Raw genomic sequence first — 24,935 nt, forward strand, 5'->3', positions numbered from 1 at the left:
GGATCAAAGCTGCCAGCCGAACAGCTCGGCGGCGTTGCGGCTGCTGGCGCTGGCCAGCTCCTCGGGCGAAATACCGCGCAACTCGGCCAGCGCCGCGCAGATGGCCGGCAGATGCTCAGGGCTGTTGCGCAGGCCTGGGTACATGGCTGGCGCCATGTCAGGCGCGTCGGTCTCCAGCACAATGGCTTCCAGCGGTAGGCGCGGGATCACCTTGCGCAGGCGCAGGGCTTGCGGCCAGGTCGGCGCGCCGCCCAGGCCCAGCTTGAAATCCAGGCGGATGTACTCGCGGGCTTCCTCGTAGCTGCCGGCGAAGGCGTGAATCACCCCGCCGCGCGCCGGCTTGAGGCGCTTCAGCGTGGCGATGGTGGCGGCATGGGCGCGGCGCACATGCAGCAGGACCGGCAGCTCGCATTCGCCGGCCAGCTTCAACTGCGCCTCGAACAGCGTTTGCTGCTGCTCGCGGTCGAGGTTTTCCACGTAGTAGTCCAGACCGAACTCGCCCACCGCGCAGAGCTTGGGGTGGCCGGCCAGGCGTTGCAGCCAGTCGCGCAGTTCGCCCAAGTGTTCGGGGCGATGCTGCTCGAGATAGACCGGATGCAGGCCGAAGGCGGCGTACAGACCCTCTTCCTTCTGGCACAGGTCCCACAGGCGCTGCCAGTTGTCGCGGTACACGCCGAGCACCACCAGACGCTCCACGCCCAGAGCGCGGCTGCGTGTTAGCAGCTCGCCGCGGTCGGCGTCGAAGTCGGGAAAGTCCAGGTGGGTGTGGGTGTCGATCAGTTGCATGGCGGCGTCCGCATCGGGGCAGTCAGCATCGGACATTTCATTCGAGTGCGCCAGTTGGGGAGCATTCCCGCGTTTCGTCAGTCGAACCAGCATGGAGTAGATGCACGCCGGAGGTGAGGGTGCGGGTACGCAAGTGGTTGAGTGGGGCGTTCGCGGTACTGCTTCTGTCGTTGGCGGCACTGATGTTGCTGCTCGTGTTGTTCGACTGGAACCTGCTACGGCCGACTATCAATGAGAAGGTCTCGGCGGCGCTGAACCGACCGTTCGCCATAGAGGGCAACCTCAGCGTGGTGTGGCAGCGCGAACCCGAGGAGGGCGGCTGGCGCGCCTGGCTGCCGTGGCCGCACTTCGCCGCCGAACAGCTGGTGCTGGGCAATCCGGAGTGGGCCGAGGGCGACACCTTCGTCAGCCTCGACCGTGTGCGCTTCCGCCTGGCGCCGCTGCCGCTGCTGTGGAAGACCGTGAGCATCCCGCGCATCGAACTCGGTGCGCCGTTCGCCAACCTGCAGCGCCTGGCCGACGGCCGCGCCAACTGGACCTTCGACCTCGGCAGCCAGCAGCCTGACCAGACTGCGGAGCCGAGCCCCTGGACCCTGGATATCGGCACCATCGGTTTCGACCAGGGCGTGGTCAGCCTCGACGATCAGGTGTCCAAGACCCGCATCGAGGCACAGATCGACCCGCTTGGCGCGCCCATTCCCTTCGCCCAGATCGTCGGCGAGAACGCCGCCCAGCGCCTGGCCGAGGAACACACGGCGGCCCAGGACTACGCCTTCGCCTGGCGTGCCAAGGGGCGCTTCCAGGGCCAGGCGGTGAGCGGCAGCGGCAAGGTTGGTGGTCTGTTGGCGCTGCACAGCGCCAACCTGCCGTTCCCGCTGCAGGCCGATGTGCGCATCGGCGCCACGCGCATTCGCGTCGCCGGTAGCCTCACCGATCCGCAGCGCCTGGGCATCCTCGACCTGCGTCTGCGCCTGGCCGGAGCCAGCCTCAGTCAGCTCTACCCGCTGACCGGGGTGACCCTGCCGGACACGCCGCCCTATGCCACCGATGGCCGCCTGCAGGCGGACCTGCGCGATGCCGGTGGCGCCAGCTTCCGTTACCAGGACTTCAACGGCCGCATCGGCGACAGCGACATCCATGGCGACCTCACCTTCGTCACCCGTCAGCCGCGGCCCAAGCTGTCCGGCCAGCTAACTTCCAACCAGCTGCTGTTCGCCGACCTGGCGCCACTGATCGGCGCCGACTCCAATGCCGAGAAGCAGGAGCGCGGCGCTGCCGCCAGCCAGCCGGCGAACAAGGTGCTGCCGGTGGAGCAGTTCCGTACCGAACGCTGGCGCAGCATGGACGCCGACGTGCGCCTCACCGGCAAGCGCATCGTTCACTCCGATCAGTTGCCGATCAACGATCTGGATACCCACGTGGTGCTCAACGACGGCCAGCTCAGCCTGGAGCCGCTGCGTTTCGGCGTGGCCGGCGGCAGCCTGGATGCGCAGATCCGTCTCAACGGCGCGGTCGCGCCGATGCAGGGCCAGGTGCGCCTGAGCGCCCGCGAGTTGAAGTTGAAGCAGCTGTTCCCCACCTTCGCACCGATGCAGACCAGCCTCGGCGCGCTGAATGGCGACGCCAAGCTGAGCGGCACCGGCAACTCGGTGGCGGCCTTGCTCGGCACCGCCAACGGCGAGCTGAAGATGCTGATCAACGACGGCGCGGTGAGCCGTGGCCTGCTGGAGATCGCCGGGCTCAACGTCGGCAACTACCTGGTCGGCAAGCTGTTCGGCGACGACGAGGTGACCATCAACTGCGCGGCCGCCGACCTCGGCATCAAGCAGGGCCTGATGAGCACGCGGCTGTTCGTGGTCGATACCGAGAACTCGGTGATCCGCGTCGATGGCAGCGCCAACTTCGCCAGTGAGCGCCTGGACTTCGACGTGACCCCGGCGAGCAAGGGCCTGCGCATCTTCTCCCTGCGCTCGCCGCTCTATGTGCGCGGCACTTTCAAAGAGCCGAATGCCGGGGTGCAGGCCACGCCTCTGGCGCTGCGCGGTGTCGGCCTGGTGGCGCTGGGCGTGGCGGTGGCGCCGGCGGCCGGTCTGCTGGCGCTGGTAGCGCCCAGCGGTGGCGATGAGCCCAGCCAGTGCGCTCCGCTGCTGCGGCAGATGCAAAAGAGTGGTGGCAAGGGCTAACGCGCCACGCTGGCGGAGATGGCCACCGCCGCGGCGGCGGTGCGGGTCTCCACGCCGAGCTTCACATAGACGTGCTCCAGGTGCTTGTTCACCGTGCGTGGCGACAGGCCGAGGATGTCGCCGATGTCGCGGTTGGTCTTGCCGCAGGCCACCCAGCGCAGCACTTCCACCTCGCGCTCGGTGAGCTGGAAGCGCGCCGAGAGGGTCTCGAAGGTTGGCTCGTTGCTCAGGGTCAGGTCCACCGGCTGCGCGGCGGCGCGTGCCGACTGCAGGGTGCGCGCGGTGCGCAGGTGGGCGGCGACCCGCGCCAGCACCTCGTCGGTGTGGATCGGCTTGGTCACGTAGTCGCTGCCGCCGGCGGCGAAGCCTTCCACCACGTGCTCGCTGTCGGTCAGCGCGGTCATGAACAGCACCGGGATGTCGGCGCTGTCCGGCTCGGCCTTGATCCGTCGGCAGGTCTCGAAGCCATCCAGGCCAGGCATCATCGCGTCGAGCAGGATCAGGTCGGGGCGCCGACGCTGGATGCGGTTCAGCGCGCTTTGGCCGTCCAGCGCCACCAGCACCATGTAGCCCTGGGCGTCGAGGGCGTCGGAGAGCAGGGCGAGGTTGTCCGGCGTGTCGTCGACGATCAGCACGGTGCCGCGCTCAGCAAGCTGCGTGGCTGCATTCATGTTCGGCCTCCTTGAGTTGGCGGTTGAGTTCATCCAGGCGGAAGCCCTTGGCCAGGGCCCGCAGGCGTTTGGTGAAAGGCGCGCAGGCCGGGGTCTGGCGTTCGATGGCGTCGAGCTTGTCCTGGATGCCGCGCATGTAGCCGAGCGCCGCCAGCTCGCGCAGCTCGGCCAGTTCGCTGGCGCTGGGCAGTGTCTCGACCTGCGGCTGCGGCGCTTCCGGCTCGGCCGCGCGGTGCAGCCACTGCAGGTCGAGCTGCTGCTGGATGCGTTCGAGCAGCGCCGGGGTGTGCACCGGCTTGGCCAGGTAGTCGTTGCAGTAGGCGGCGATGCTGCGTTCGCGGTCGTCGGCGAAGGCGTTCGCCGAGATGACGATGATCGGTGCCTGGCACAGGGCGTTGCGGCGGATCAGGCGGCTGGTCTCGAAGCCGTCCATTTGCGGCATCGACAGGTCCATGAGGATCAGGTCGGGGCTGAGCAGCGCGGCCTGGCGGATTGCCTCCTGGCCGCTGGCCGCCTGCTCGACGCGAAAGCCCAGCGGTTCGAGCATGCCGGCCAGCACGCGGCGGTGTTCCAGGTGGTCATCGACCACCAGCACCAGGCGGCGCGGCCCCTGGTAGCCGATGATGTCGTGCGCCACGTGCACCACCGCCTGCGGCGCGCGTACCTCGGAGAGGAACAGGCGCACCTGGAAGCGCGTGCCCTTGCCCGGCTCGCTGTGCACCGACAGCTCGCCGCCCATCAGCGCGGTGAGCATGCGGGTGATGGTCAGGCCCAGGCCGACGCCGTTGTCCTGGCGCATCAGGTCGCCGCGCTCGAAGGGCTGGAAGATGCGCTCGATCTGTTGCGGGTCGATGCCGATGCCGGTGTCGACGATCTCGAAGCAGGCCGTCTCGCGCAGGTAGCTGACGCGCAGGCGCACCTCGCCCTGCTCGGTGAAGCGCACAGCATTGCCGAGCAGATTGATCAGGATCTGCCGCACGCGCTTCTCGTCGCCGCGCACCACTGCGGGAATCCGCCCGGCCGTCTCCAGGCGGAAAGCCAGGCCCTTCTCGGCAGCCTGCGGGGCGAACATGCGTTCGAGCTGGCCAACGAACTCGGGCAGGGCGATTTCCGATAGCTCCAGGTGGAGCTTGCCGGCCTCGATCTTGGCCACGTCGAGCAGGCCGTCGATCAGCGACAGCAGGTGCGAGCCGCTGCGGTAGATGGTGGCCAGGGCGTCGTGGTGGCGCTCGGGCATGGCCGCGTCGCGCTGCAGGATCTGCGTGTAGCCCAGGATGCTGTTGAGCGGCGTGCGCAGTTCGTGGGACAGGCCGGTGACGTAGCGGCTCTTCGCCGCGTTGGCACTCTCGGCCAGCACCTTGGCCTTCTGCAGCGCCTCGTCGGTCTTGCCGTGGGCCTCGATCTCCTGCATCAGCAACAGGGTCTGGCGGTCCGACTCCTGCTGCGCCACCTGGCGGCTCTCGCGGGTCAGGACGATCCACCAGGCGAGCATGCCGGCGAACAGCGAGAGGGTGAGGAAGGCCTTGAGGAAGGCCTGGTACAGCGTCTGCTGCACCTCCGGTGAGTGCGGCACCAGACCGTGGGAGACCTGGCTGTAGATCAGCGCCAGAGCGCCGAACAGCATCAGCACCAGTAGGGCGAGGAAGCCCAGGTACTGCGCCAGGCGGCTGTGCAGGCGCGGGATGCTGGCCCAGGGCAGCAGCCAGTGCAGCAGCGCGTCGACCTGCCGGCTCAGCCGCGCATGGGGTTTGCAGGCGTCGCCGCAGCGCGCGTCCAGCGAGCAGCACAGCGAGCAGATCGGCGTGCTGTAGGCCGGGCAGAAGGCCATGTCCTCGCTCTCGAAGGCGTTGTTGCACAGGCCACAGCGTGGTGCCTCGCGAGCGCCTGGCGGGTGGATCAGCACCGCCTCGCTCTGCCGCGCGATGTAGAAGCGTCCGCCGGTGAGCCAGGCCAGCAGCGGCGCGCAGATAAACGCCGAGAACAGCGCCACCAGTGGCGAGGCGGCCTGGGCCAGGGCGCCGAACAGGCCGAAGTGGGCCAGCACCGAGAGCAGCGAGGCGAACAGCATGGCGCCGACGCCAACCGGGTTGATGTCGTACAGGTGCGCGCGCTTGAACTCGATGTGCTTTGGCGACAGGCCCAGCGGCTTGTTGATCACCAGGTCGGCCACCAGCGCGCCGATCCAGGCGATGGCGATGTTGGCGTAGAGGCCGAGCACCTCCTCAATCGCCTCGAACACGCCCAGCTCCATCAGCATCAGGGCGATGGCCACGTTGAACACCAGCCACACCACGCGCCCCGGATGGCTGTGGGTGACGCGGGCGAAGAAGTTGGACCAGGCCAGCGAGCCGGCGTAGGCGTTGGTCAGGTTGATCTTCACCTGGCTGACGATGACGAACAGCACCATGGCGCCGAGCGCCCACTGCGGCGAGGCGAACACGTAATGGAAGGCCACCAGGTACATCTGCGTCGGCTCGGCGGCGCGTTCGATGGGAATCTCATGCTGCAGGGCGAGGAAGGCGAGGAAGGCGCCGGCGAGCATCTTCAGCGCGCCGGGGATGATCCAGCCGGGCCCGGCCATGAGCAGCGCGGCCCACCAGCGCTTGCGGTTCTGCGCGGTCTTCTCCGGCAGGAAGCGCAGGTAGTCGACCTGCTCGCCGATCTGCGTGACCAGGGCCAGGGCCACGGTGCAGGCGGCGCCGAAGTGCAGCAGGTTGAAGTTGCCGGCCTCGCCCTCGCGGCCGGCGAAGCTGGTCCAATCGCCGATCGCCTCGGGATTCTTGGCGATGACGAAGATGTAGGGCAGGAACAACAGAACCAGCCACACCGGCTGGGTCCAGGTCTGCAGGCGGTTGATCAGGGTGATGCCGTAGGCCACCAGGGGAATGATGATCACCGAACAGATCACGTAGGCCAGCGCCAGCGGGATGTCGAAGTACAGCTCCAGGGCCAGGGCCATGATCGCCGCCTCGAGGGCGAAGAACAAAAAGGTGAAGCTGGCGTAGATCAGCGAGGTGATGGTCGAGCCGATGTAGCCGAAGCCGGCTCCGCGGGTCAGCAGGTCCATGTCCACGCCGTAGCGCGCCGCGTAGTAGCTGATCGGCAGGCCGGTGAGGAAGATCACCAGGCTCACCGCAAGGATTGCCCACAGGGTGTTGGTGAAACCGTAGGACAGCGCCAGGGCGCCGCCGATGGCCTCCAGGGCGAGGAACGACACCGCACCGAGGGCGGTGTTGGCGATGCGCAGCTCCGACCACTTGCGGAACGCCCGCGGGGTGAAGCGCAGGGCGTAGTCCTCCATGGTCTCGTCGGCGACCCAGCTGTTGTAGTCGCGGCGAATCTTGACGATGCGCTGGGTTCCGGTGGGTTGCACGCCATGGCTCCTAGGGTCTGTTGACGTTTCGCTGCGATCGCGACGGAGCCAGTTTTGGCGCGGAGCTAGGCGCGAGACGCGAAGTTTGGTGGTCCAAATGAGCCGTCGAGTAACGACGATCCGCGCCAAAACTGGCCCGTCCCTTCGGGTTGCGTGCCAAATCGCGCCATGCGTCGTTGCAGGACTTGGCAAGGGAATGACCATTGCCTGCGTCCCGCGCCTAGCCTGGCGCGATTTTGCTCAGCAACGCGGTTCGTATCGAAACGCCAACAGACCCTAGTGGTGCTGGTCGATCTGCGAATTTGCAACATCCATGCCCCCAACTGCGGACCTCGTGCGCGTGCGCCCAGGCTTCTGTCTGGCTTCCTGCTCGGGCCCGAGAGTGCACCAGACTGGTGCCTGGCGCTGTACGTCAGATGACGTATGCGCTTACGTCATGCTGCGTATACCCCGGCGGGGAGGGCGCCCGCATTCTTGCGGCGAACCCGGAGCAGACCTGCGCAGACAGGCCGGCAACGACCCAACCGCACGAGGAGCACGACGATGGATGCACAACCGACCCGACTTCTACCCCGCCGGCTGGCGCTGGGCGCCGCCGCGCTCTCGCTGCTGGCCGCCAGCGTATTCAGCCAGGGCGTCATGGCCGATAGCGCCAACACCACCGGCCTGGCCGTGACCGACACCGAAGTGACCGTCGGCCAGCTGCACTCGGCCACCGGCACCATGGCCATCTCGGAAACCGGTTCGATCCAGGCCGAACGCCTGGCCATCGAGCAGATCAACGCCTCCGGCGGCATCCTCGGCCGGCAGATCAAGGTGATCCAGGAAGACGGCGCCTCCGACTGGCCGACCTTCGCCGAGAAGGCCAAGAAACTGCTGGTAGGTGACAAGGTCGCTGCCGTGTTCGGCTGCTGGACCTCGGCCTCGCGCAAGGCCGTGCTGCCGGTGTTCGAGAAGGAAAACGGCCTGCTCTACTACCCGACCTTCTACGAGGGCCTGGAGCAGTCGAAGAACGTCATCTACACCGGCCAGGAAGCGACCCAGCAGATCCTCGCCGGCCTCGACTGGATCGCCAAGGAGAAGGGCGCCAAGACCTTCTACCTGATCGGCTCCGACTACATCTGGCCGCGTACCTCGATGAAGATCGCGCGCAAGCACATCGAGAACGTGCTCGGCGGCAAGGTGGTGGGCGAGGAGTACTACCCGCTGGGCAACACCCAGTTCGGCTCGCTGATCAACAAGGTCAAGCTGAAGAAGCCTGACGTGGTGTTCACCGCCGTGGTCGGTGGCTCCAACGTCGCCTTCTACAAGCAGATGAAGGCCGCCGGCGTCACCGCCGCCAAGCAGAACGTGCTGACCCTGTCGGTCACCGAGGACGAACTGCTCGGCATCGGAGGCGAGAACATGGAAGGCTTCTACGCCTCCATGAAGTACTTCCAGAGCCTGGACAACCCGAACAACGCCGCCTTCGTCGAGGCCTTCAAGGCTAAGTACGGCAAGGACGCGGTCATCGGTGACGTGACCCAGGCCGCCTACCTCGGCCCGTGGCTGTGGAAGGCCGCCGTCGAGAAGGCCGGCAGCTTCGACGTCGACAAGGTCGCCGCCGCCTCGCCGGGCATCGAGCTCAACAGCGCGCCGGAAAGCTACGTGAAGGTCCACGACAACCATCACCTGTGGAGCAAGACCCGCATCGGCCAGGTGCAGAAAGACGGTCAGTTCAAGGTGGTCTACGAGTCCGGCCTGATCGAGCCGAACCCCTTCCCGAAAGGCTACCAGTAAGCCCAACCGCACCCCTCTCCAGCCACGCGGGGGAGGGGCTCCCGCATTCTTCCCGCCAGGAGACCATCAACATGGAATGGCTATCGGAATTTGGTGCCATCGCGGCCATGCAGGGCTTCAACGGCTTGTCCGTGTTCTGCGTCCTGCTGCTGATGGCTCTGGGGCTGGCGATCATCTTCGGCCAGATGGGCGTGATCAACATGGCCCACGGCGAGTTCCTCACCATCGGCGCCTACACCACCTTCGTGGTGTCCTCGCTGACCGAACAGTACGCCCCGGCCTTCGGGCCCTATTACTTCTTCTTCGCCATTGCCCTGTCCTTCCTCATCGCCGGCGCCATCGGCTGGCTGGTGGAGTGGGCGATGATCAGCAAGCTGTACCAGCGTCCGCTGGATACCCTGCTGGCCACCTGGGGCCTGTCCCTGGTGATGCAGCAGGCGTTCCGCTCGATTTTCGGTGCACGCGAGGTCAGCGCCACCCTGCCGGAGTGGCTGATGGGTTCGTGGAACCCCACCGAGGCCATCGACATCCCGCGTAACGGCCTGTTCGTCATGGGCCTGACCATCCTCCTCACCGCGACCATCTTCCTCATGCTCTACCGCTCGCGTTGGGGCCTGCAGGTGCGCGCCACCATGCAGAACCGGGTGATGAGCCGCGCGGTGGGCATCAACACCAAGCGCGTCGACCGCATGACCTTCGCCCTCGGCTGCGGCGTGGCAGGCGTGGCTGGCGCGGCCTTCACCACCATCGGCTCCACCGGCCCGACTGCCGGTTCGCTGTACATCGTCGACACCTTCCTGGTGGTGGTCTTCGGTGGCGCGGCCAGCCTGTTCGGCACCATTGCCTCGGCGTTCTCGATCGCCCAGGCCCAGTCGATCATGGAGTTCTTCATGAGCGGCTCGATGGCCAAGGTGCTGACCCTGTCGGCGGTGATCCTGATTCTGATGATGCGCCCGCAGGGGCTGTTCTCGATCAAAGTGCGTAAATGAGGAACCGCCCATGAACCCGACTCTCGACAAACTCCTGGGCGGCAAGCAGGGCGCCATCGGCATGGCGGTGCTCGCCGTGCTGATCCTGGTGGTGTTCCCGCTGCTGCTCGACGCCTTCCGCCTGAACATGGTCGGCAAGTACCTGACCTACGCCTTCGTCGCCGTCGGCCTGGTGCTGTGCTGGGGCTACGGCGGCATCCTCAGTCTCGGCCAGGGCATCTTCTTCGGCCTTGGCGGCTACTGCATGGCGATGTTCCTCAAGCTCGAGGCATCCGACCCGGAGAGCACCAAGATCCAGTCCACCCCCGGCATCCCGGACTTCATGGACTGGAACCAGATCACCGAACTGCCGATGCTCTGGCAGCCGTTCCACAGCTTCGGTTTCACCGTGCTGGCGGTGATCGCGGTGCCGGTGCTGCTGGCCCTGGTGATCGGCCTGACCATGTTCAAGCGCCGCGTCGGTGACGTGTACTTCTCCATCGTCACCCAGGCCATCGCGCTGATCCTTACCGTGCTGATCATCGGCCAGCAGGGCTACACCGGCGGGGTCAACGGCATCACCGACCTGAAGACCCTGATGGGCTGGGACATCCGCACCGACGAGGCCAAGCTGATCCTGTACTTCATCAGCGCCTTCCTGCTGTTCGGCTGCATCCTGCTGGCGCGCTTCATCATCGCCTCGAAGCTCGGCCGCCTGCTGCTGGCCATGCGCGACAAGGAGGAACGCGTGCGCTTCTCCGGCTACGACGTGGCCAGCTTCAAGATATTCGTGTTCTGCGTCGGCGCCGCCTTCGCCGCCATCGGCGGGGCGATGTTCACCCTGCAGGTCGGCTTCATGTCGCCGAGCTTCGTCGGCATCGTGCCGTCGATCGAGATGGTCATCTTCGCCGCCGTCGGCGGGCGCCTGTCGCTGCTCGGCGCGGTGTACGGCGCGCTGCTGGTCAACTTCGGCAAGACCTACTCCTCCGAGAGCTTCCCCGAACTGTGGCTGTACCTGATGGGCGGCCTGTTCATCGCCGTGGTCATGTACTTCCCCAACGGCCTCGCCGGCCTGTGGGACAGCCACGGCAAGCGCTGGCTGGCGCGCCTCAAGCCGAAGGCCAAGGCCCCGGCGAAGGCTGAACCGGTGGCCAAGCCGGTCGCCAAGGCCGCACCCACTCCCGAACTGGAGACCACCCCATGAGCCCCAATCCCGCTGGCTTTCAGATGCCCAAACCGGTGCTGGCCATCGAGGGCCTGACCGTGTCCTTCGACGGCTTCAAGGCGGTCGACGACCTCAACCTGTACATCGACCGCAACGAGGTGCGCGTGGTCATCGGCCCCAACGGCGCCGGCAAGACCACGGTGCTCGACCTGATCTGCGGCAAGACCAAGGCCACCGCCGGCAGCATCCAGTTCGAGAACCGCGAACTGACCAAGATGCGCGAGTTCGACATCGTCCGCGCCGGTGTCGGGCGCAAGTTCCAGAACCCGTCGATCTACGAGAACCTGACGGTGTTCGAGAACCTGGAAATGTCCTACCCGGCTGGGCGCAAGGTGTTCGGTGCGCTGTTCTTCAAGCGCTCGCAGGCGGTGATCGAGCGGGTCGAGCAGGTGGCCACCGAGATCATGCTCGGCGAGCATCTGCACATGCAGGCCGACCTGCTCTCGCACGGCCAGAAGCAGTGGCTGGAGATCGGCATGCTGCTGATGCAGGACCCGCAGCTGCTGATGCTCGACGAGCCGGTGGCCGGCATGAGCGTCAGCGAGCGGGTGGCCACCGCCGAACTGCTCAAGCGCATCAGCCAGGGCCGCTCGGTGCTGGTCATCGAGCACGACATGGAGTTCGTCAAGAGCATCGCGCACAAGGTCACCGTGCTGCACCAGGGCAAGGTGCTGGCCGAGGGCAGCATGGACGCGGTGCAGAGCAATCCCAAGGTCATCGAGGTGTACCTGGGGCACTGAGCCCCGGGTCAAGGAGTCCAGCATGTTCCAGATCAACAACCTCGTCTCCGGCTACGGCCAGAGCCAGATCCTCCACGAACTCAACCTCGACGTGGCGAAGAAGGAAATCGTCGCCGTGATGGGCCGCAACGGCATGGGCAAGACCACCCTGTTCAAGAGCCTGATGGGCGTGCTGCCGCAGTGGGGCGGGCAGATCAGCGTAGACGGCCAGGATATCTCCAAGCTGGAGACCCACCAGCGCGTCGAGGCCGGCATCGCCTACGTGCCGCAGGGGCGGATGATCTTCCCCAGCATGACCGTGCTGGAGAATATCCAGACCGGCCTGCCGGCGTCGGCCAAGGGCAAGGTGCCGGACGACCTCTATGCGCTGTTCCCGGTGCTGCAGGAGATGCGCCACCGCAAGGGCGGCAACCTCTCCGGCGGCCAGCAGCAACAGCTGGCCATCGCCCGCGCGCTGGCCACCAACCCCAAGGTGCTGCTGCTCGACGAGCCGACCGAGGGCATCCAGCCGTCGATCATCAAGGACATCGCCCGCACCCTGAAGGAGATCCGCAACCTGCGTGACCTGACCATCATCGTCTCCGAGCAGGTGCTGTCCTTCACCATGGAAATCGCCGACCGCTTCCTGGTCATCGAGAAGGGCAAGTTCGTCATCGAGGAGGCGCGCGACAAGGTCGACGAGGCGACCATCAGCCGCTACCTCTCGGTGTGATTTCAAGCCCTCTCCCGGCCGGGGGAGGGCAACGCTTCACCTGTTTACGGCCGGCGTGTTCTCCATGCGCCGGCCGCTTTTTCGTGTCTGCGCAAAAGCTGCCGCAAGCCGCGCCATTGCTGGCGCCACGCATACGTCATCCAACGTATTTTCGCCCTCGCTGCGCTCCCCGAGACTGGCCACCGTACCCCGGCGCATCAATGCGCCAGGCACCCACCACAGGTCCCAGGAGCACTGCCATGACCGACACCCTGATCAAGGTCGACCTCAACCAGGCCGCCACCGAGAACGAACAAGTCCACAACCGCTGGCACCCGGACATCCCGATGGCCTGCTGGGTCAAGCCGGGCGACGACTTCATCCTGGAAACCTATGACTGGACCGGCGGTGCGATCAAGAACGACGACGACGCCAGCGACGTGCGCGACGTCGACCTGTCCACCGTGCACTACCTGTCCGGCCCGGTCGGCGTGCATGGCGCCCAGCCGGGCGACCTGCTGGTCGTCGAGCTGCTCGATATCGGCGCCAAGGCCGAGTCGCAGTGGGGCTTCAACGGCTTCTTCTCGAAGAACAACGGCGGCGGCTTCCTCACCGATTACTTCCCGTCCGCGCAGAAGTCGATCTGGGACTTCGAGGGCATGTTCACCAAGAGCCGGCACATCCCCGGCGTGCGCTTCGCCGGCCTGATCCACCCCGGCCTGATCGGCTGCCTGCCGGACCCCAAGATGCTCGCCGAGTGGAACCGCCGCGAGCAGGAACTGATCGACACCAACCCGACCCGCGTACCGCCGCTGGCCAACCCGCCGTTCGCCAGCACCGCGCACATGGGCAAGATGACCGGCGCCGCGCGCGACATGGCCGCCGCCACCGGCGCGCGCACCGTGCCGCCGCGTGAGCATGGCGGCAACTGCGATATCAAGGATCTGTCGCGCGGCTCGAAGATCTTCTTCCCGGTCTACGTCGACGGCGCCGGCCTGTCGGTGGGCGACCTGCACTTCAGCCAGGGCGACGGCGAGATCACCTTCTGTGGCGCCATCGAGATGGCCGGCTGGGTGCACATGAAGGTCGAGCTGATCAAGGGCGGCATGGCCAAGTACGGCATCAAGAACCCGATCTTCAAACCCAGCCCGATCGTGCCGACCTACAACAACTTCCTGATCTTCGAAGGCATCTCGGTCGACGATGCCGGCAAGCAGCACTACCTGGACGTCAACCTGGCCTACCAGCAGGCCTGCCTCAACGCTATCAACTACCTGACCAAGTTCGGCTACTCGCCGGCCCAGGGCTACTCGCTGCTCGGCTCGGCGCCGGTGCAGGGGCATATCAGCGGCGTGGTCGACATCCCCAACGCCTGCGCCACCCTGTGGCTGCCGACCGACATCTTCGAGTTCGACATCAACCCCAGCGCGAGCGGCCCGACCAAGTACCTGGACGGCAGCATCGACATGCCCATCGCCTACGACAAGTGATGCACCTGCGCACGGCGCCGCGTGCGCCGTGCGCTCCGCTTCCCAGGAGGTCGATATGCCGATCTACGAATACGACTGCCCGCAGTGCGGCGACTTCACCGTGCTGCGGCCGATGGCCGAGCGCGACACGCCCTGCGCCTGCCCCTACTGCGAGACCACCAGCGAGCGGGTGATTCTCAGCGCTCCCGGCCTGGCCACCATGCCCGGCAGCCAGCGCCGCGTGCACGAGACCAACGAGCGCTCGCGCCACGCGCCGCAGACCCTCGAAGAGTACAAGGCCAACCGCAAGCACCCGGCCGGTTGCAGCTGCTGCGGCCCGAGCAAGCCGGTCGAGCGGACCAAGGCCAACCCCCATGGCCTCAAGGCCAGCCCCTCGGCGCGGCCGTGGATGATCAGCCACTAGTTTCCAGCCTCAACACAGGAGTTCCGTCATGCGTCACGGCGATATTTCCAGCAGCCCCGATACCGTCGGCGTCGCCGTCGTCAACTACAAGATGCCGCGCCTGCACAGCAAGGCCGAAGTGCTCGACAACGCGCGCAAGATCGCCGAGATGATCAAGGGCATGAAGCTCGGCCTGCCGGGCATGGACCTGGTGGTGTTCCCCGAGTACAGCACCATGGGCATCATGTACGACAAGGACGAGATGATGGCCACCGCCGCCACGGTGCCCGGCGAGGAGACCTCGATCTTCTCCGCCGCCTGCCGCGAGGCGAAGACCTGGGGCATCTTCTCGCTCACCGGCGAGCGCCACGAGGAGCACCCGCACAAGGCGCCGTACAACACCCTCATCCTGATCAACGACCAGGGCGAGATCGTGCAGAAGTACCGCAAGTGCATCCCCTGGTGCCCCATCGAGGGCTGGTATCCGGGCGACCGCACCTATGTCTCCGAAGGCCCCAAGGGCATGAAGATCAGCCTGATCATCTGCGACGACGGCAACTACCCGGAGATCTGGCGCGACTGCGCGATGAAGGGCGCCGAGCTGATCGTGCGCTGCCAGGGCTACATGTACCCAGCCAAGGAGCAGCAGGTGCTGATGGCCAAGACCATGGCCTGGGCCAACAACTGCTACGTGGCGGTGGCCAACGCCACCGGCTTCGACGGCGTGTACAGCTACTTCGGCCACTCCGCGCTCATCGGCTTCGACGGCCGCACCCTCGGCGAATGCGGCGAGGAGGAGATGGGCATTCAGTACGCCCAGCTGTCGGTCTCGCAGATCCGCGACGCACGCGCCAACGACCAGTCGCAGAACCACCTGTTCAAGCTGCTGCACCGTGGCTACACCGGCGTCTACAACTCCGGCGACGGCGACAAGGGCGTGGCCGACTGCCCGTTCGAGTTCTACCGCACCTGGGTGCTGGACGCGCAGAAGGCCCAGGAGGACGTGGAGAAGCTGACCCGCTCGACCATCGGCGTGGCCGATTGCACGGTGGGCGAGCTGCCGCACCCCGGCAAGGAAAAGGTCGCAGGCTGAGCCATGCCCTTCGCCAACGACCTGCTCGAGCACAACCGCCAGCGCCTGGCCGAAGCGGCGCCGGCCACCCTGCAGTCGCGCTTCCTGTTCGAGCCGGGCAAGGTCATGGTCCTGCTGCGCGAGCGCATCGTCGGCCAGGACGCGGTGCTGGAGCAGGTCGAGGCGCTGCTCAAGGTGGTCAAGGCCGACATCGGTGAGCGTGAGCGGCCGCTGTCGGTCAACCTGTTCATGGGCCCTACCGGCGTCGGCAAGACCGAGGTGGTGCGCCTGCTGGCCCAGGCCATCCACGGCCGAGCCGATGCCTTCTGCCGCATCGACATGCACACCCTGGCTCAGGAGCACTACGCCGCCGCGCTGACCGGCGCGCCGCCGGGCTATGTCGGCAGCAAGGAGGGCACCACGCTGTTCGACGCCGAGGCCATTGCCGGCACTTTCGGCCGCCCCGGCATCGTGCTGTTCGACGAGCTGGAGAAGGCCAGCCCCGAGGTGCTGCGCAGCCTGCTCGGCGTGCTGGAGAACGGTCGCCTGACCCTTACCGCCGGCAGCCGTACCCTGGATTTCCGCAACAGCCTGATCTTCATGACCAGCAACGTCGGCGCACAGCCGGTGCAGCGTTTGCGTGAGCGCTTCGCCCGCGGGTGGCGCAGCTGGCTGGGCCTGCGCGCTGACGAGGCCGGCGAGCGCGAGCGGGCGCTCACGCGCAGCTTTGACCCGGAGTTTCTCAACCGCATCGACCGCATCCTCGACTTCCAGAGCCTCGACGACGACTGGCTGGAGGCGCTGCTGGAGATCGAGCTGACCAAGCTCAGCCAGCGCCTGGGTCGCCAGGGGCGCTCGCTGTGGCTGGAGGAGGGTGCGGTGGAGTGGCTGTGCCGCGCCCACGACGCCCGCTACGGCGCCCGTGCCCTGGCACGGCGGGTGCGTACCGAGCTGGAACCGGCCATCGCCGACTGCGTGCTGCAGGACCCGGCGGCGATTCGCCTACGCGCGCAAGCCAGTGATGACGGATTGCGCGTGGTGGTCGAGCACGACTGAGCGAACGGTTAAACTTGCGTCTTTCCGTTTCTGGTTGCTCCGCCATGTCCTTCGAACCCCTCGGCCTGATCGAACCCCTGCTGCGTACCTTGGAGGCGCTCGACTATCGCGAGCCCACGCCGGTGCAGAAGCAGGCCATTCCCGCCGTGCTCAAGGGGCGTGACGTGCTCGCCGCGGCGCAGACCGGCACCGGCAAGACCGCCGGATTCGCCCTGCCGCTGCTGCAGAAACTGACCATGGAAGGCAGCCAGGTGGCCGCCAACTCGGTGCGCGCGCTGGTGCTGGTGCCGACCCGCGAGCTGGCCGAGCAGGTGGCGCAGGCGGTGCAGCAGTACGGGCAGAACCTGCCGCTGCGCACCTACACGGTGTACGGCGGGGTCAGCATCAACCCGCAGATGATGAAGCTGCGCAAGGGCATCGACCTGCTGGTGGCCACCCCCGGTCGCCTGCTCGACCTGTACCGGCAGAACGCGGTGCGCTTCGACCAGTTGCAGGCGCTGGTGCTGGACGAGGCCGACCGTATGCTCGACCTCGGCTTCGCCAAGGAGCTGGACGAGCTGTTCAGCGCGTTGCCGCGCAAGCGCCAGACCCTGCTGTTCTCCGCCACCTTCTCCGACGCGATCCGTCTGATGGCCAAGGAGCTGCTGCGCGACCCGCTGTCCATCGAAGTCAGCCCGCGCAACGCCGCGGCCAAGAGCGTCAAGCAATGGCTGGTAACGGTGGACAAGAAGCGCAAGAGCGAGCTGCTGCTGCACCTGTACCGCGAGCGTGGCTGGGACCAGCTGCTGGTGTTCGCCAAGACCCGCAAGGGCGTCGATGAACTGGAGCAGCTGCTGCTGGCCGAGGGCATTTCCGCCGACTCGATCCACGGTGACAAGCCGCAGCCGTCGCGCCTGCGCGCGCTGCAGCGCTTCAAGGCCGGTGAGGTGCGCGTGCTGGCCGCTACCGACGTGGCCGCGCGCGGCCTGGACATCAGCGAGCTGCCGCGGGTGGTCAACCTCGACCTGCCGATCGTTGCCGAGGACTACGTGCACCGCATCGGCCGTACCGGTCGCGCCGGTGCCACCGGCGAGGCGGTGTCGCTGGTCTGCGCCGACGAAGTCGAGCTGCTGGCGGCCATCGAGACGCTGATCGGCCAGATCATCCGCCGCGAGGACGAACCGGGCTTCGAGCCGGATCACCGGGTGCCGCAGACCGCCCCCGGCGGCGCGGTGTTGAAGAAGCCGAAGAAGCCCAAGGTCAAGGTGATCCCCGGCGCCGGCAAGGGCAAGATCCACATGGGCAACTGGTTCGAGGCCGACGACGACAAGCCCAAGGCCAAGGCCGTGCGCGCGGTACCCAAGTTCGGCGAGAAGCCGCGGCCGAAGAAGAAGTAACGCCGCTGCGCCGACCGTTCATGGTCGGCGCCCGCGTTGTTACGGCTCGCTGGTCTGGCGCAGTTGCGCCTCGGCCGCCTCGGTCATGTCGTAGATCACCATGCACACGTGCTGCACGTCGCCACCGGTGGCGGCCAGCGGCAGGATGGTCAGGTTCTGGTACATGAAGTCGGCCTGGCCGGTGATCGGTCGGTAGGTCTCGAAGCGCAGCAGGTACGGGCGTTGCTGCCACAGGCTGAAGGCACGGGTGCCCAGGCGCAGCACGGTGCCGACCTTGCGCTCGAGCCAGGGGCGGTCGATCTCGGGGAACAGCTGGAACAGGCTGCGGCCCTGCACCTGGTCGGCGCCGAGCCCTGAGTGGTTCTCCATGAAACTGTTCCACACCTCGACGCGGAAGTTGCGGTCCATCACCAGCACGCCGACGTCCAGGCACTGGACGATGTCGAGCAGCCAGTGCAGTTCGCGCAGGTCGATCTGGGCTTCGCTGGGCATGGCTTACTCCATCAGGTACTGAATTTTGGCGGTCAGCCGGGGCACCGAGTTCTCGGTGAACAGGATCAGCAGGTCGAAGTTCACCGCGTGATCCTCCAGGCCGTAACTGATCTCCACCGCCAGGGTCTTGCGCCAGCGCGCGCCGTTGAACTGGATCAGCTCGTCGATGCTGCGTGCATGCTGGCCGAGCAGTTGCGGGTGGCCCTGGGAGAAACGGATGTCGAGCTGCTCGGCGATGCCCGATAGGCAGGCGCCGATCAGCACGCTGGCCAGATCCAGCAGCATCTCCGAGGTGGCGACATCGCCGCCAGGGCGCAGGCCGAGCAGGTGGGCGATATCGGCCACCTGCGAGTCGTGGAACAGCAGCAGCGCCTCGCCGGCAATGGCCTCGCCGACGAAGCCCTGGCACACCGCGCTGAGCTGCTCGCCACGGTTGGCGTCGGCCAGGGCCATGTGCAGCTCGCTGGCCTCGAACAGGTTCACCGCCGGGATCGGCAGCTGCACGAATACGCCCAGCTCCTCCGCCAATAGTGCGGCGGCACGGCCCATGGCGACGTTGCTGACCTCGCGCAGGGCATCGCGGAAACCGACCTTGGTATCTACTGGGGCAGCTGGGGCGGGTACGGCTGCGGTAGCAGGCGCCGCGACATCTGCATCAGCGCTGAGCTGCAGCAGGCCGAGCTCGTCGAGGATCGCGCGCAGTTCTTCGGCCGGCGCCGGTTTGCGGATGAAGGCCAGGGCGCCCAGCTCGGTGACGCGGCGGCGCGCCTCGTCCTGCACGTCGCCGGAGACCACCAGAATGCGACAGCTGTGGCCTTCCTCCTGGACCTTGGCCAACACCTGGTAGCCGTCCATCACCGGCATGGTCAGGTCCAGCAGCACCACCTGACCCAGGCCCTGGCGGATTGCGGCCATGGCCTCTTCGCCGTGGGCGGCCTGGGTGATGGACACCGGCCAGTCGGGGGGCAGGGCGCGGATCAGCTGCTTGCGCGCCATGGTCGAGTCGTCACAGACCAGCAATGGAAGCACCGGATTCTCCAGATCGAGAGGGATTGCGATAGCGAAAGCATAGACGCCGCGAGAACGCCGGAGGTTTCGTGAACGCCTGGTGAGTGGCGGGTTAGGTCAGCGGCGCGAGTCGTGAGATTCGTAGCTGTAGGTGTTGCGCCCCGCGTTCTTGGCCGCGTACATGGCCCGGTCGGCCTGCTGCAGCAGCGATTCGATGTCTTCGCCGTCACGTGGAAAGAGGCTGACGCCCATGCTGGCCTGCACCTGCACCTCATGCCCCTCCAGCAGCATGGGCAACTGGAAGCGCTCGTGCAGCTTGTGCAGCACCGCCAACACCCGCTGCGGGTCTTCCATCTGTTCGATGAGGATGACGAACTCGTCGCCGCCCAGGCGCGCCACCGTGTCACTCTCTCGGGTGGCCGAGCGCAGCAGGGTAGCGACCGCCTGCAGCACGCGGTCGCCGACGCCATGGCCGAGGCTGTCGTTGAGCGTCTTGAAATGATCCAGATCGACGAACAGTACTGCCAGCGGCTTTGCGCTGCGTCGGGCGGTAGCCAGCGCATGTTCCAGGCGCTCGAAGAACATGCGACGGTTGGGCAGACCGGTGAGGGGGTCGTGGCGCGCCAGGTGTTCAAGTGCGTTGCGACTCTGATTGAGTTCGTCCAGCTGCTCGAGAATTTCCTCCTGCATCTGCGCGAAGCTGCGTGCCAGCTGCCCGAGCTCGTCGTGGCGACCGGTCGGTAGGGGGCCGATACGACGTTCTCGGGAGAACTGCTCCACGGCCAGGGTGATGCTTTTCAGCGAGTGGGTCATGGCGCGCGATGCGACGATGGCGATGCCCACTGCCAACAGACTGGACAGGATCACTACCTGGATGATGCGCTGGCCGAGGCGGTTGGTTTCCGCCAGCACATGTTCCTCCGGCTGGGCCAGGCCGAGGATGATGAAGCGCTCCGGCGTGCCGGTATTGATCCCAAGGCGGACGAAGGAGGCGACCAGATCATGCTCACTGCTGGCAGAGCGGCTTACCAGGCTGCTGTCGTTGTTGCTTTCCAGCAGGCTTGCGACTTCGGGGAATTCGTCCTGGATGAACAGTCGCCTACCCTGATCGAAACCGAAGGTGCGGCGATGGTCGGGATGGATCAGCAAGTCTCCCCAGCGGTTGCTCAGATAAACCTGATAGTGCTTCGGCAGGTCGCTCTTGAGCTGGTCGAACAATTGGTCGAGGTCGACGTTGATCACGATCAGGGCGAACACCTTGCCGTCGGCACCGAAGAGGGGAGTAGACACGTGCAGCGTCGGTTTGCCGAGGCCGGAGTGGGCCCCCAGTTCGTGATTGATGACGATGGGCGAAAGGCGTACTTCACCCGGTTGCAGGCGCAGGGTATCGAACACGTAGGCGTAGTGGCCTTTCTCTTGCAGCTTGGCATCGTCGATGCGCACCAGGCGTTTGCCATCGCGGTCTATGCGAACCTGCTCCAGGCCATGGCCGGCGGCGCTGATCAGGCGGATCTGCATGTACTCCGAATGCACATCCATCAGCGCGCGGAACAGCTCGGCCAGATCATGCTCACTGTGCTGGCGCACCTCCTCGGCTTCGGACTCGTGCAGGTGGCGGGAGGCGCTGACCGAAGCCAGCAACAGGGCATCGCGGGACACGCCGTCGATGCTGCCGCGCAGGTTGCGCCCGAGCACCTGGGTAGCGGTGAGCAGGTCGCGCTCGGCGGCCTTGAGCAGTGTGGTGCGGCTGCTGCTGTAGGAGTAGTAGCCGGTGAGGCCGCAGACCAGCACGCCGAACAGGGCGAGCAGGCAGCCGAGCTTGAAGGCGATACCGAATTTCATGGCGCCTCCACCAGCGGCGGGCGTTCGCCGGACAGGATGCGCTCCCACAGGTGCGCGCGGCGGTCCGCGTCCTCCACGGGCCGCAGCCAGATCAGGCGTCCGGCCACGTCGGTCCCCTCCGGCTCTTCGATGGTATTGGACAGGCCCTGGCGCTCGACCAGGGCACGGCTCATCGGCGGCTCCAGGGTGAAATCGATCCAGGCTTCGGCGAGCGCCACGTCACGGGCACCGCGGCTGATTGCCCAGCAGTCCAGCCACGCCAGTGCTCCCTCGCGCGGAATCACGTAGCCGACATCTGCGCCGGCATCACGAATCTGCTTGAGCTGCTGGCGGCCGTAGTTGGCGAACAGCAGCGCCACCTGGTGCTCCTTGAACAGGCTGGCGGCCTCCTCGGGCAACGAGTAGAAGGTCAATACGTTGCGCCGCAGGGCGATCAGCTGTTCGGCCAGCGAAGAGAAGTCGTCGGCGTCGATGCGGAACGGATCACGCCCGCGTGCCTGGCTGGCCAGGGCGAAGTTGTGGCTGCTGCCATTGAAGGCCAGCACCCGGCCACGCCACTGCGGGTCCCACAGGCTGGTGATGGATTGCGGCGGACTGGGAAACTGGCTGCGATCGTAGATCAGGCCCATTTCCGAGTAGGTATAGGGCACGGCGTAGACCTTTCCGTCGTGGCTGATACCAGGAATCTTCGGATAGTCACGGAAGCGCCAGAGCTGGCGCGTGGTGTTGGCGATGCGCGAGGGTTGCAGGGGCTGGAGCAGCCCCTGCTCGATGTAGTGGTCGATCTCGGCGGTATTGGCGGCGATCAGGTCATAGTCGCTGCCGCCGTTGGCGCTCAGCTTCTCGCGAAGAGCGTCGTCGTTGCCGACCAGTGTGACTTCCACCCGCACGTCGTGGCGTTTCTCGAACTCCGCCACCAGGTCTGGGTCGGCGTAGCCCGGCCAGGTCAGCAGGCGCAATGCATCTGCACCGGAGGCGGCGCCCGGAACCAGGGGAAGCAGAACTGCGAGCAACACCAGGAGCGGGCGCATGGGATGCAACCGAGGAGAATGAGGCGCCTACCCAGTGTAGATGACGGCAAAGTGCCCTGCAGCTCCGGCCCGGCGTTTCGCTGACGGCGTGCTAGCGTTCTTCCAGTCATTCACCGCATGTGGGAAAGCGCCATGGAAGAGGGACAAGAACTGATCACGGTGGGTACCACCAAGGTCAACCAGCTGATGGACGTGGTGGCGCAGTACGGTGCCGAATTCGCGGTGAAGATCCTGGCCGCCATCGCCTTCTGGGTGATCGGCCGCTGGCTGATCGGCTTCGCCGTCGGCCTGCTGCAGAAAGCCCTCGGCAAGCAGCGCGTCGACCCGACCGTGCTGCGCTACCTGGGCAACTTCGTCACCGTTACCCTCAACATCCTGCTGGTGATCGGCATCCTCGGCTACTTCGGGGTACAGACCACCACCTTCGCCGCGCTGATTGCCGCGGTTGGCCTTGCCATCGGCATGGCCTGGTCGGGGCTGCTGGCCAACCTGGCGGCGGGTGGCTTCATCATCGTGCTGCGACCATTCAAGGTCGGCGACTTCGTCACTGCTGGCGGCGTTACCGGCACGGTCACCGAGATCGGCCTGTTCGTCACCGCGATCAATACGCCGGACAACGTGCTGACCCTGGTGGGCAACAACAAGATCTTCAGCGACACCATTCAGAACTACTCGCACAACGCTTTCCGCCGCGTCGACCTGACCGCGCAGCTGTCAGGAGCAGCCGACTGGAAGGGCGCCGCCGCCCTGCTCAAGCAGCGCATTGCGGCGCTGGACAACGTGCTGGCCGAGCCTGCGGTGGATGTCGAGATTCTCGAGTTCAACCTGGTCGGCCCGGTGCTAGCGGTGCGCCCGTACTGCCATACCGACCACTACTGGCAGGTCTACTTCGACACCAACAAGGTGATCAAGGACGCCCTCGGCGAGGCCGGCTTCCCGGCCCCGATGCCGGCGCAGACGGTGATCGTCCAGCAGTCGGGCTGAGTCTGGCGGTTACTTCGGCTCGCGATCGACCCACTTGGGCGCGGCGGTAGGCTGCCAGGCTTCCAGACGGTCTAGCAGCTCGGCCGGGGACTCACCGACCTGCAGCATGGCGCGGTGCGGTTCGCGGACGAAGCGCTCGGCCACCAAGTGGTCGAGGAAGTCGGTCAGGCGGGCGTAGAAACCGTCGACTTCCAGCAGGCCCAGCGGCTTGGCGTGGTAGCCGAGCTGGCCCCAGGTCCAGACCTCGAACAGTTCTTCCAGGGTGCCCAACCCGCCGGGCAGGGAGATGAAGGCGTCGGATAGCTCCGCCATGCGTGCCTTGCGTGCGTGCATGCCGTCCACCACCTCCAGACGCGTCAGGCCCTTGTGGCCGATCTCGGCGCGTTCCAGACTCTGCGGAATGATGCCGATCACTTCGCCACCGGCGGCCAGGGCTGCATCGGCGACGACACCCATCAGACCGACGGCTCCACCGCCGTAGACCAGTGTCAGGCCGCGTTCGGCCAGGCTGCGGCCGAGGTTTTCGGCGGCTTCACGGTAGATCGGACGGGCGCCGGGGCTGGCGCCGCAGAACACGCAGATGGACTTCAGGCTCATGCCGGATGCTCCCAGAATCGAAAGGGCGCACAGGTTAACCCTGTCCGATCGGTCAGGCGAGCTCTTCGGGACAGGTGCCACACGCTCCTGCGGCGTAACTGGCCAGCAGGGTGCGAAGGAAGTCGTGGATGGACATGGTGGCGCCTCCGATTGGGTGGGGTGCCAGGTTAGGTAGAAGTGGAACAGCAGGCCCGTTGATTGTCTCGATGGCCGCCATAGCTTCAGTGTGGCAGCGAGGTCAGGTCCTTGTGCGGCCGCTCGGCGAAGAAGTGATCCAGCCAGTTCCGATAGTGGGCAAGGGTGGCGGGTGGGATGTAGGCCTTCTGCGCCTCGATGAACAGGGCGATCACCTCTGGCTGGCGGGCAATCCGGTCGATCCGGTGGACCAGTTCGGCACCCTCGGCGTTCCTGCTGCAGTAGATACCGCTGAGGTAGGGCGAGCTGGCCTCGGCCAGCGGTAGCAGGCTCAGGCCCTGGGCTAAACCCTGCTCGCGCTGCACGTACTGCACTACTTCGGCGTAGTCCAGCAGGTAGTCGATACGCCCGTGTTCGAGCATGCCGTAGAGGTTGCTGCCGGCACTGCTGGTCTGGATGCGCTGTAGTTGTGGGAGGGCCTCGGGGGCTTGCAGCAGGGGGTCGAGGATCGGACCGTAGCTGCGATCACGCACCAAGCCGCCGCGGAGGTGGTTGTCGCGCAGGAGTTGATGCAGCGATACCTCGCCACCGGTGGTCGCGAAGCGCGGCAGGTCGTGGGTGCGTACGACCAACTGGTGTGGCATGGCGACGAACAGGCCGACGTAATAGCCGTGCTGGTCGCGCTCGGGCGTGGGGAAGGTGGGCAGGAAGCAGCTCAGCGGCTCACGTTTGAGTTGTTCGAGGCCACGGGTGAGGTTGTTCATGCGGTAGTGGTGTCGGTACTCCGGCAGTCGTTGGACGATCTGCTGCAGCACATCGACGATGATGCCGTCGCTGGGACGGCCATCCTTCACGTTGATCAGGCCCGGCCAGGGGCTCATGTTCCAGGTCACTTCCTGGCCCCGGGACTCCGCGCGGCTGGCGAGCGATGAGCACAGCATCAGCAGGGCGAGCAAGGCGGGGAAGGAGCGAGCGACCATGGATGAAACCGCGAGGATGGATGCCTTCAGTCTAGCAAGAGCCCACCTGGTCAACCCGTGTGCACCGTCTCAGT

Annotated in this window: 21 protein-coding genes; 12 read left to right on the plus strand and 9 right to left on the minus strand. The window is 66.3% G+C overall.

The window, feature by feature from the left end; genetic code table 11:
* Positions 1–3: 3 nt before the first annotated feature.
* Positions 4–786: a TatD family hydrolase gene (locus IB234_RS05980; protein ID WP_192315320.1), complete on the minus strand. Its 783-nt coding sequence runs from the start codon at positions 784–786 to the stop codon at positions 4–6.
* 119 nt (positions 787–905) lie between these two features.
* On the opposite strand from IB234_RS05980, the gene IB234_RS05985 reads away from it, so the two are divergent.
* Positions 906–2,969, plus strand: coding sequence for an AsmA family protein (locus IB234_RS05985; RefSeq protein ID WP_318651980.1), 2,064 nt, complete (start codon positions 906–908; stop codon positions 2,967–2,969).
* Here IB234_RS05985 and IB234_RS05990 read toward each other — a convergent pair.
* Positions 2,966–3,640, minus strand: a complete 675-nt coding sequence (locus IB234_RS05990; RefSeq protein ID WP_043308876.1) for a response regulator — start codon at positions 3,638–3,640, stop codon at positions 2,966–2,968. The two genes, IB234_RS05985 and IB234_RS05990, sit on opposite strands and share 4 nt — an antisense overlap.
* Positions 3,615–7,013 (minus strand): ATP-binding protein, encoded by a 3,399-nt coding sequence (locus IB234_RS05995; protein ID WP_192315322.1) that lies wholly within the window; start codon positions 7,011–7,013, stop codon positions 3,615–3,617. Before IB234_RS05995 ends, IB234_RS05990 begins: the two co-directional genes overlap by 26 nt.
* A gap of 543 nt (positions 7,014–7,556) precedes the next feature.
* Here IB234_RS05995 and urtA point away from each other — a divergent pair.
* The 10 genes from urtA (at position 7,557) to IB234_RS06045 (ending at position 17,792) form a co-directional block, all read left to right on the plus strand.
* Positions 7,557–8,792: an urea ABC transporter substrate-binding protein gene (gene urtA / locus IB234_RS06000; RefSeq protein WP_043308874.1), complete on the plus strand. Its 1,236-nt coding sequence runs from the start codon at positions 7,557–7,559 to the stop codon at positions 8,790–8,792.
* 71 nt (positions 8,793–8,863) lie between these two features.
* Positions 8,864–9,781 carry an urea ABC transporter permease subunit UrtB gene (gene urtB, locus IB234_RS06005; protein ID WP_192315324.1) on the plus strand — a complete coding sequence of 306 codons (918 nt, stop codon included), beginning with the start codon at positions 8,864–8,866 and terminating at the stop codon, positions 9,779–9,781.
* A gap of 10 nt (positions 9,782–9,791) precedes the next feature.
* Positions 9,792–10,964: an urea ABC transporter permease subunit UrtC gene (gene urtC, locus IB234_RS06010; RefSeq protein WP_192315326.1), complete on the plus strand. Its 1,173-nt coding sequence runs from the start codon at positions 9,792–9,794 to the stop codon at positions 10,962–10,964.
* Positions 10,961–11,725: an urea ABC transporter ATP-binding protein UrtD gene (gene urtD, locus IB234_RS06015; protein ID WP_137970933.1), complete on the plus strand. Its 765-nt coding sequence runs from the start codon at positions 10,961–10,963 to the stop codon at positions 11,723–11,725. Before urtC ends, urtD begins: the two co-directional genes overlap by 4 nt.
* A 22-nt stretch (positions 11,726–11,747) precedes the next feature.
* Positions 11,748–12,437 carry an urea ABC transporter ATP-binding subunit UrtE gene (gene urtE, locus IB234_RS06020; RefSeq protein ID WP_192315328.1) on the plus strand — a complete coding sequence of 230 codons (690 nt, stop codon included), beginning with the start codon at positions 11,748–11,750 and terminating at the stop codon, positions 12,435–12,437.
* Between the two features lie 239 nt (positions 12,438–12,676).
* Positions 12,677–13,906 (plus strand): formamidase, encoded by a 1,230-nt coding sequence (gene fmdA, locus IB234_RS06025; protein WP_192315330.1) that lies wholly within the window; start codon positions 12,677–12,679, stop codon positions 13,904–13,906.
* 55 nt (positions 13,907–13,961) lie between these two features.
* Positions 13,962–14,309 carry an FmdB family zinc ribbon protein gene (locus tag IB234_RS06030; RefSeq protein WP_043308868.1) on the plus strand — a complete coding sequence of 116 codons (348 nt, stop codon included), beginning with the start codon at positions 13,962–13,964 and terminating at the stop codon, positions 14,307–14,309.
* Between the two features lie 28 nt (positions 14,310–14,337).
* Complete coding sequence (locus IB234_RS06035; protein WP_192315332.1) at positions 14,338–15,381, plus strand: aliphatic amidase; 1,044 nt, start codon at positions 14,338–14,340, stop codon at positions 15,379–15,381.
* 3 nt (positions 15,382–15,384) lie between these two features.
* Positions 15,385–16,416, plus strand: a complete 1,032-nt coding sequence (locus IB234_RS06040; protein WP_192315337.1) for an AAA family ATPase — start codon at positions 15,385–15,387, stop codon at positions 16,414–16,416.
* Positions 16,417–16,460: 44 nt separating this feature from the next.
* On the plus strand, positions 16,461–17,792 hold the full coding sequence (locus IB234_RS06045; RefSeq protein ID WP_192315339.1) for a DEAD/DEAH box helicase: 1,332 nt from the start codon (positions 16,461–16,463) through the stop codon (positions 17,790–17,792).
* 39 nt (positions 17,793–17,831) lie between these two features.
* Here the strand turns inward: IB234_RS06045 and IB234_RS06050 are convergent, their stop codons facing one another.
* The 4 genes from IB234_RS06050 to IB234_RS06065 form a co-directional block, all read right to left on the minus strand.
* Positions 17,832–18,284, minus strand: a complete 453-nt coding sequence (locus IB234_RS06050; RefSeq protein WP_192315341.1) for a PAS domain-containing protein — start codon at positions 18,282–18,284, stop codon at positions 17,832–17,834.
* Between the two features lie 3 nt (positions 18,285–18,287).
* Positions 18,288–19,313 carry a response regulator gene (locus tag IB234_RS06055; RefSeq protein WP_192315343.1) on the minus strand — a complete coding sequence of 342 codons (1,026 nt, stop codon included), beginning with the start codon at positions 19,311–19,313 and terminating at the stop codon, positions 18,288–18,290.
* 96 nt (positions 19,314–19,409) lie between these two features.
* A complete protein-coding gene (locus IB234_RS06060) occupies positions 19,410–21,134 on the minus strand; it encodes a GGDEF domain-containing protein (RefSeq protein WP_192315345.1) in 1,725 nt (574 codons plus the stop codon).
* A complete protein-coding gene (locus IB234_RS06065) occupies positions 21,131–22,165 on the minus strand; it encodes an extracellular solute-binding protein (RefSeq protein WP_192315347.1) in 1,035 nt (344 codons plus the stop codon). Before IB234_RS06065 ends, IB234_RS06060 begins: the two co-directional genes overlap by 4 nt.
* Positions 22,166–22,297: 132 nt before the next feature.
* Between IB234_RS06065 and IB234_RS06070 the strand changes: the two genes are divergently transcribed.
* Complete coding sequence (locus IB234_RS06070) at positions 22,298–23,149, plus strand: mechanosensitive ion channel family protein (RefSeq protein ID WP_192315349.1); 852 nt, start codon at positions 22,298–22,300, stop codon at positions 23,147–23,149.
* A gap of 9 nt (positions 23,150–23,158) precedes the next feature.
* Here IB234_RS06070 and IB234_RS06075 read toward each other — a convergent pair whose 3' ends face one another.
* On the minus strand, positions 23,159–23,746 hold the full coding sequence (locus tag IB234_RS06075; RefSeq protein ID WP_192315351.1) for a TIGR00730 family Rossman fold protein: 588 nt from the start codon (positions 23,744–23,746) through the stop codon (positions 23,159–23,161).
* A gap of 221 nt (positions 23,747–23,967) precedes the next feature.
* Entirely contained in the window at positions 23,968–24,861 is an 894-nt protein-coding gene (locus tag IB234_RS06080) for a hypothetical protein (protein WP_192315359.1), read from the minus strand.
* Positions 24,862–24,935 lie beyond the last annotated feature (74 nt).

Origin of the sequence: Pseudomonas sp. PDM16 (genome assembly GCF_014851865.1) — a bacterium.
Lineage (GTDB): Bacteria > Pseudomonadota > Gammaproteobacteria > Pseudomonadales > Pseudomonadaceae > Aquipseudomonas.

Bases quoted from the DNA above. Each gene is read 5' to 3' on its own strand.
- IB234_RS06070 (WP_192315349.1), top strand. From the start codon at position 22,298: ATGGAAGAGGGACAAGAACTGATCACGGTGGGTACCACCAAGGTCAAC.
- urtE (WP_192315328.1), top strand. From the start codon at position 11,748: ATGTTCCAGATCAACAACCTCGTCTCCGGCTACGGCCAGAGCCAGATC.
- urtD (WP_137970933.1), top strand. From the start codon at position 10,961: ATGAGCCCCAATCCCGCTGGCTTTCAGATGCCCAAACCGGTGCTGGCC.
- IB234_RS06080 (WP_192315359.1), bottom strand. From the start codon at position 24,861: ATGGTCGCTCGCTCCTTCCCCGCCTTGCTCGCCCTGCTGATGCTGTGC.
- IB234_RS06040 (WP_192315337.1), top strand. From the start codon at position 15,385: ATGCCCTTCGCCAACGACCTGCTCGAGCACAACCGCCAGCGCCTGGCC.
- IB234_RS05980 (WP_192315320.1), bottom strand. From the start codon at position 786: ATGCAACTGATCGACACCCACACCCACCTGGACTTTCCCGACTTCGAC.
- IB234_RS05990 (WP_043308876.1), bottom strand. From the start codon at position 3,640: ATGAATGCAGCCACGCAGCTTGCTGAGCGCGGCACCGTGCTGATCGTC.
- urtA (WP_043308874.1), top strand. From the start codon at position 7,557: ATGGATGCACAACCGACCCGACTTCTACCCCGCCGGCTGGCGCTGGGC.
- fmdA (WP_192315330.1), top strand. From the start codon at position 12,677: ATGACCGACACCCTGATCAAGGTCGACCTCAACCAGGCCGCCACCGAG.
- urtC (WP_192315326.1), top strand. From the start codon at position 9,792: ATGAACCCGACTCTCGACAAACTCCTGGGCGGCAAGCAGGGCGCCATC.
- IB234_RS06035 (WP_192315332.1), top strand. From the start codon at position 14,338: ATGCGTCACGGCGATATTTCCAGCAGCCCCGATACCGTCGGCGTCGCC.
- IB234_RS06075 (WP_192315351.1), bottom strand. From the start codon at position 23,746: ATGAGCCTGAAGTCCATCTGCGTGTTCTGCGGCGCCAGCCCCGGCGCC.
- IB234_RS06065 (WP_192315347.1), bottom strand. From the start codon at position 22,165: ATGCGCCCGCTCCTGGTGTTGCTCGCAGTTCTGCTTCCCCTGGTTCCG.
- IB234_RS06045 (WP_192315339.1), top strand. From the start codon at position 16,461: ATGTCCTTCGAACCCCTCGGCCTGATCGAACCCCTGCTGCGTACCTTG.
- urtB (WP_192315324.1), top strand. From the start codon at position 8,864: ATGGAATGGCTATCGGAATTTGGTGCCATCGCGGCCATGCAGGGCTTC.
- IB234_RS06030 (WP_043308868.1), top strand. From the start codon at position 13,962: ATGCCGATCTACGAATACGACTGCCCGCAGTGCGGCGACTTCACCGTG.
- IB234_RS06060 (WP_192315345.1), bottom strand. From the start codon at position 21,134: ATGAAATTCGGTATCGCCTTCAAGCTCGGCTGCCTGCTCGCCCTGTTC.
- IB234_RS06050 (WP_192315341.1), bottom strand. From the start codon at position 18,284: ATGCCCAGCGAAGCCCAGATCGACCTGCGCGAACTGCACTGGCTGCTC.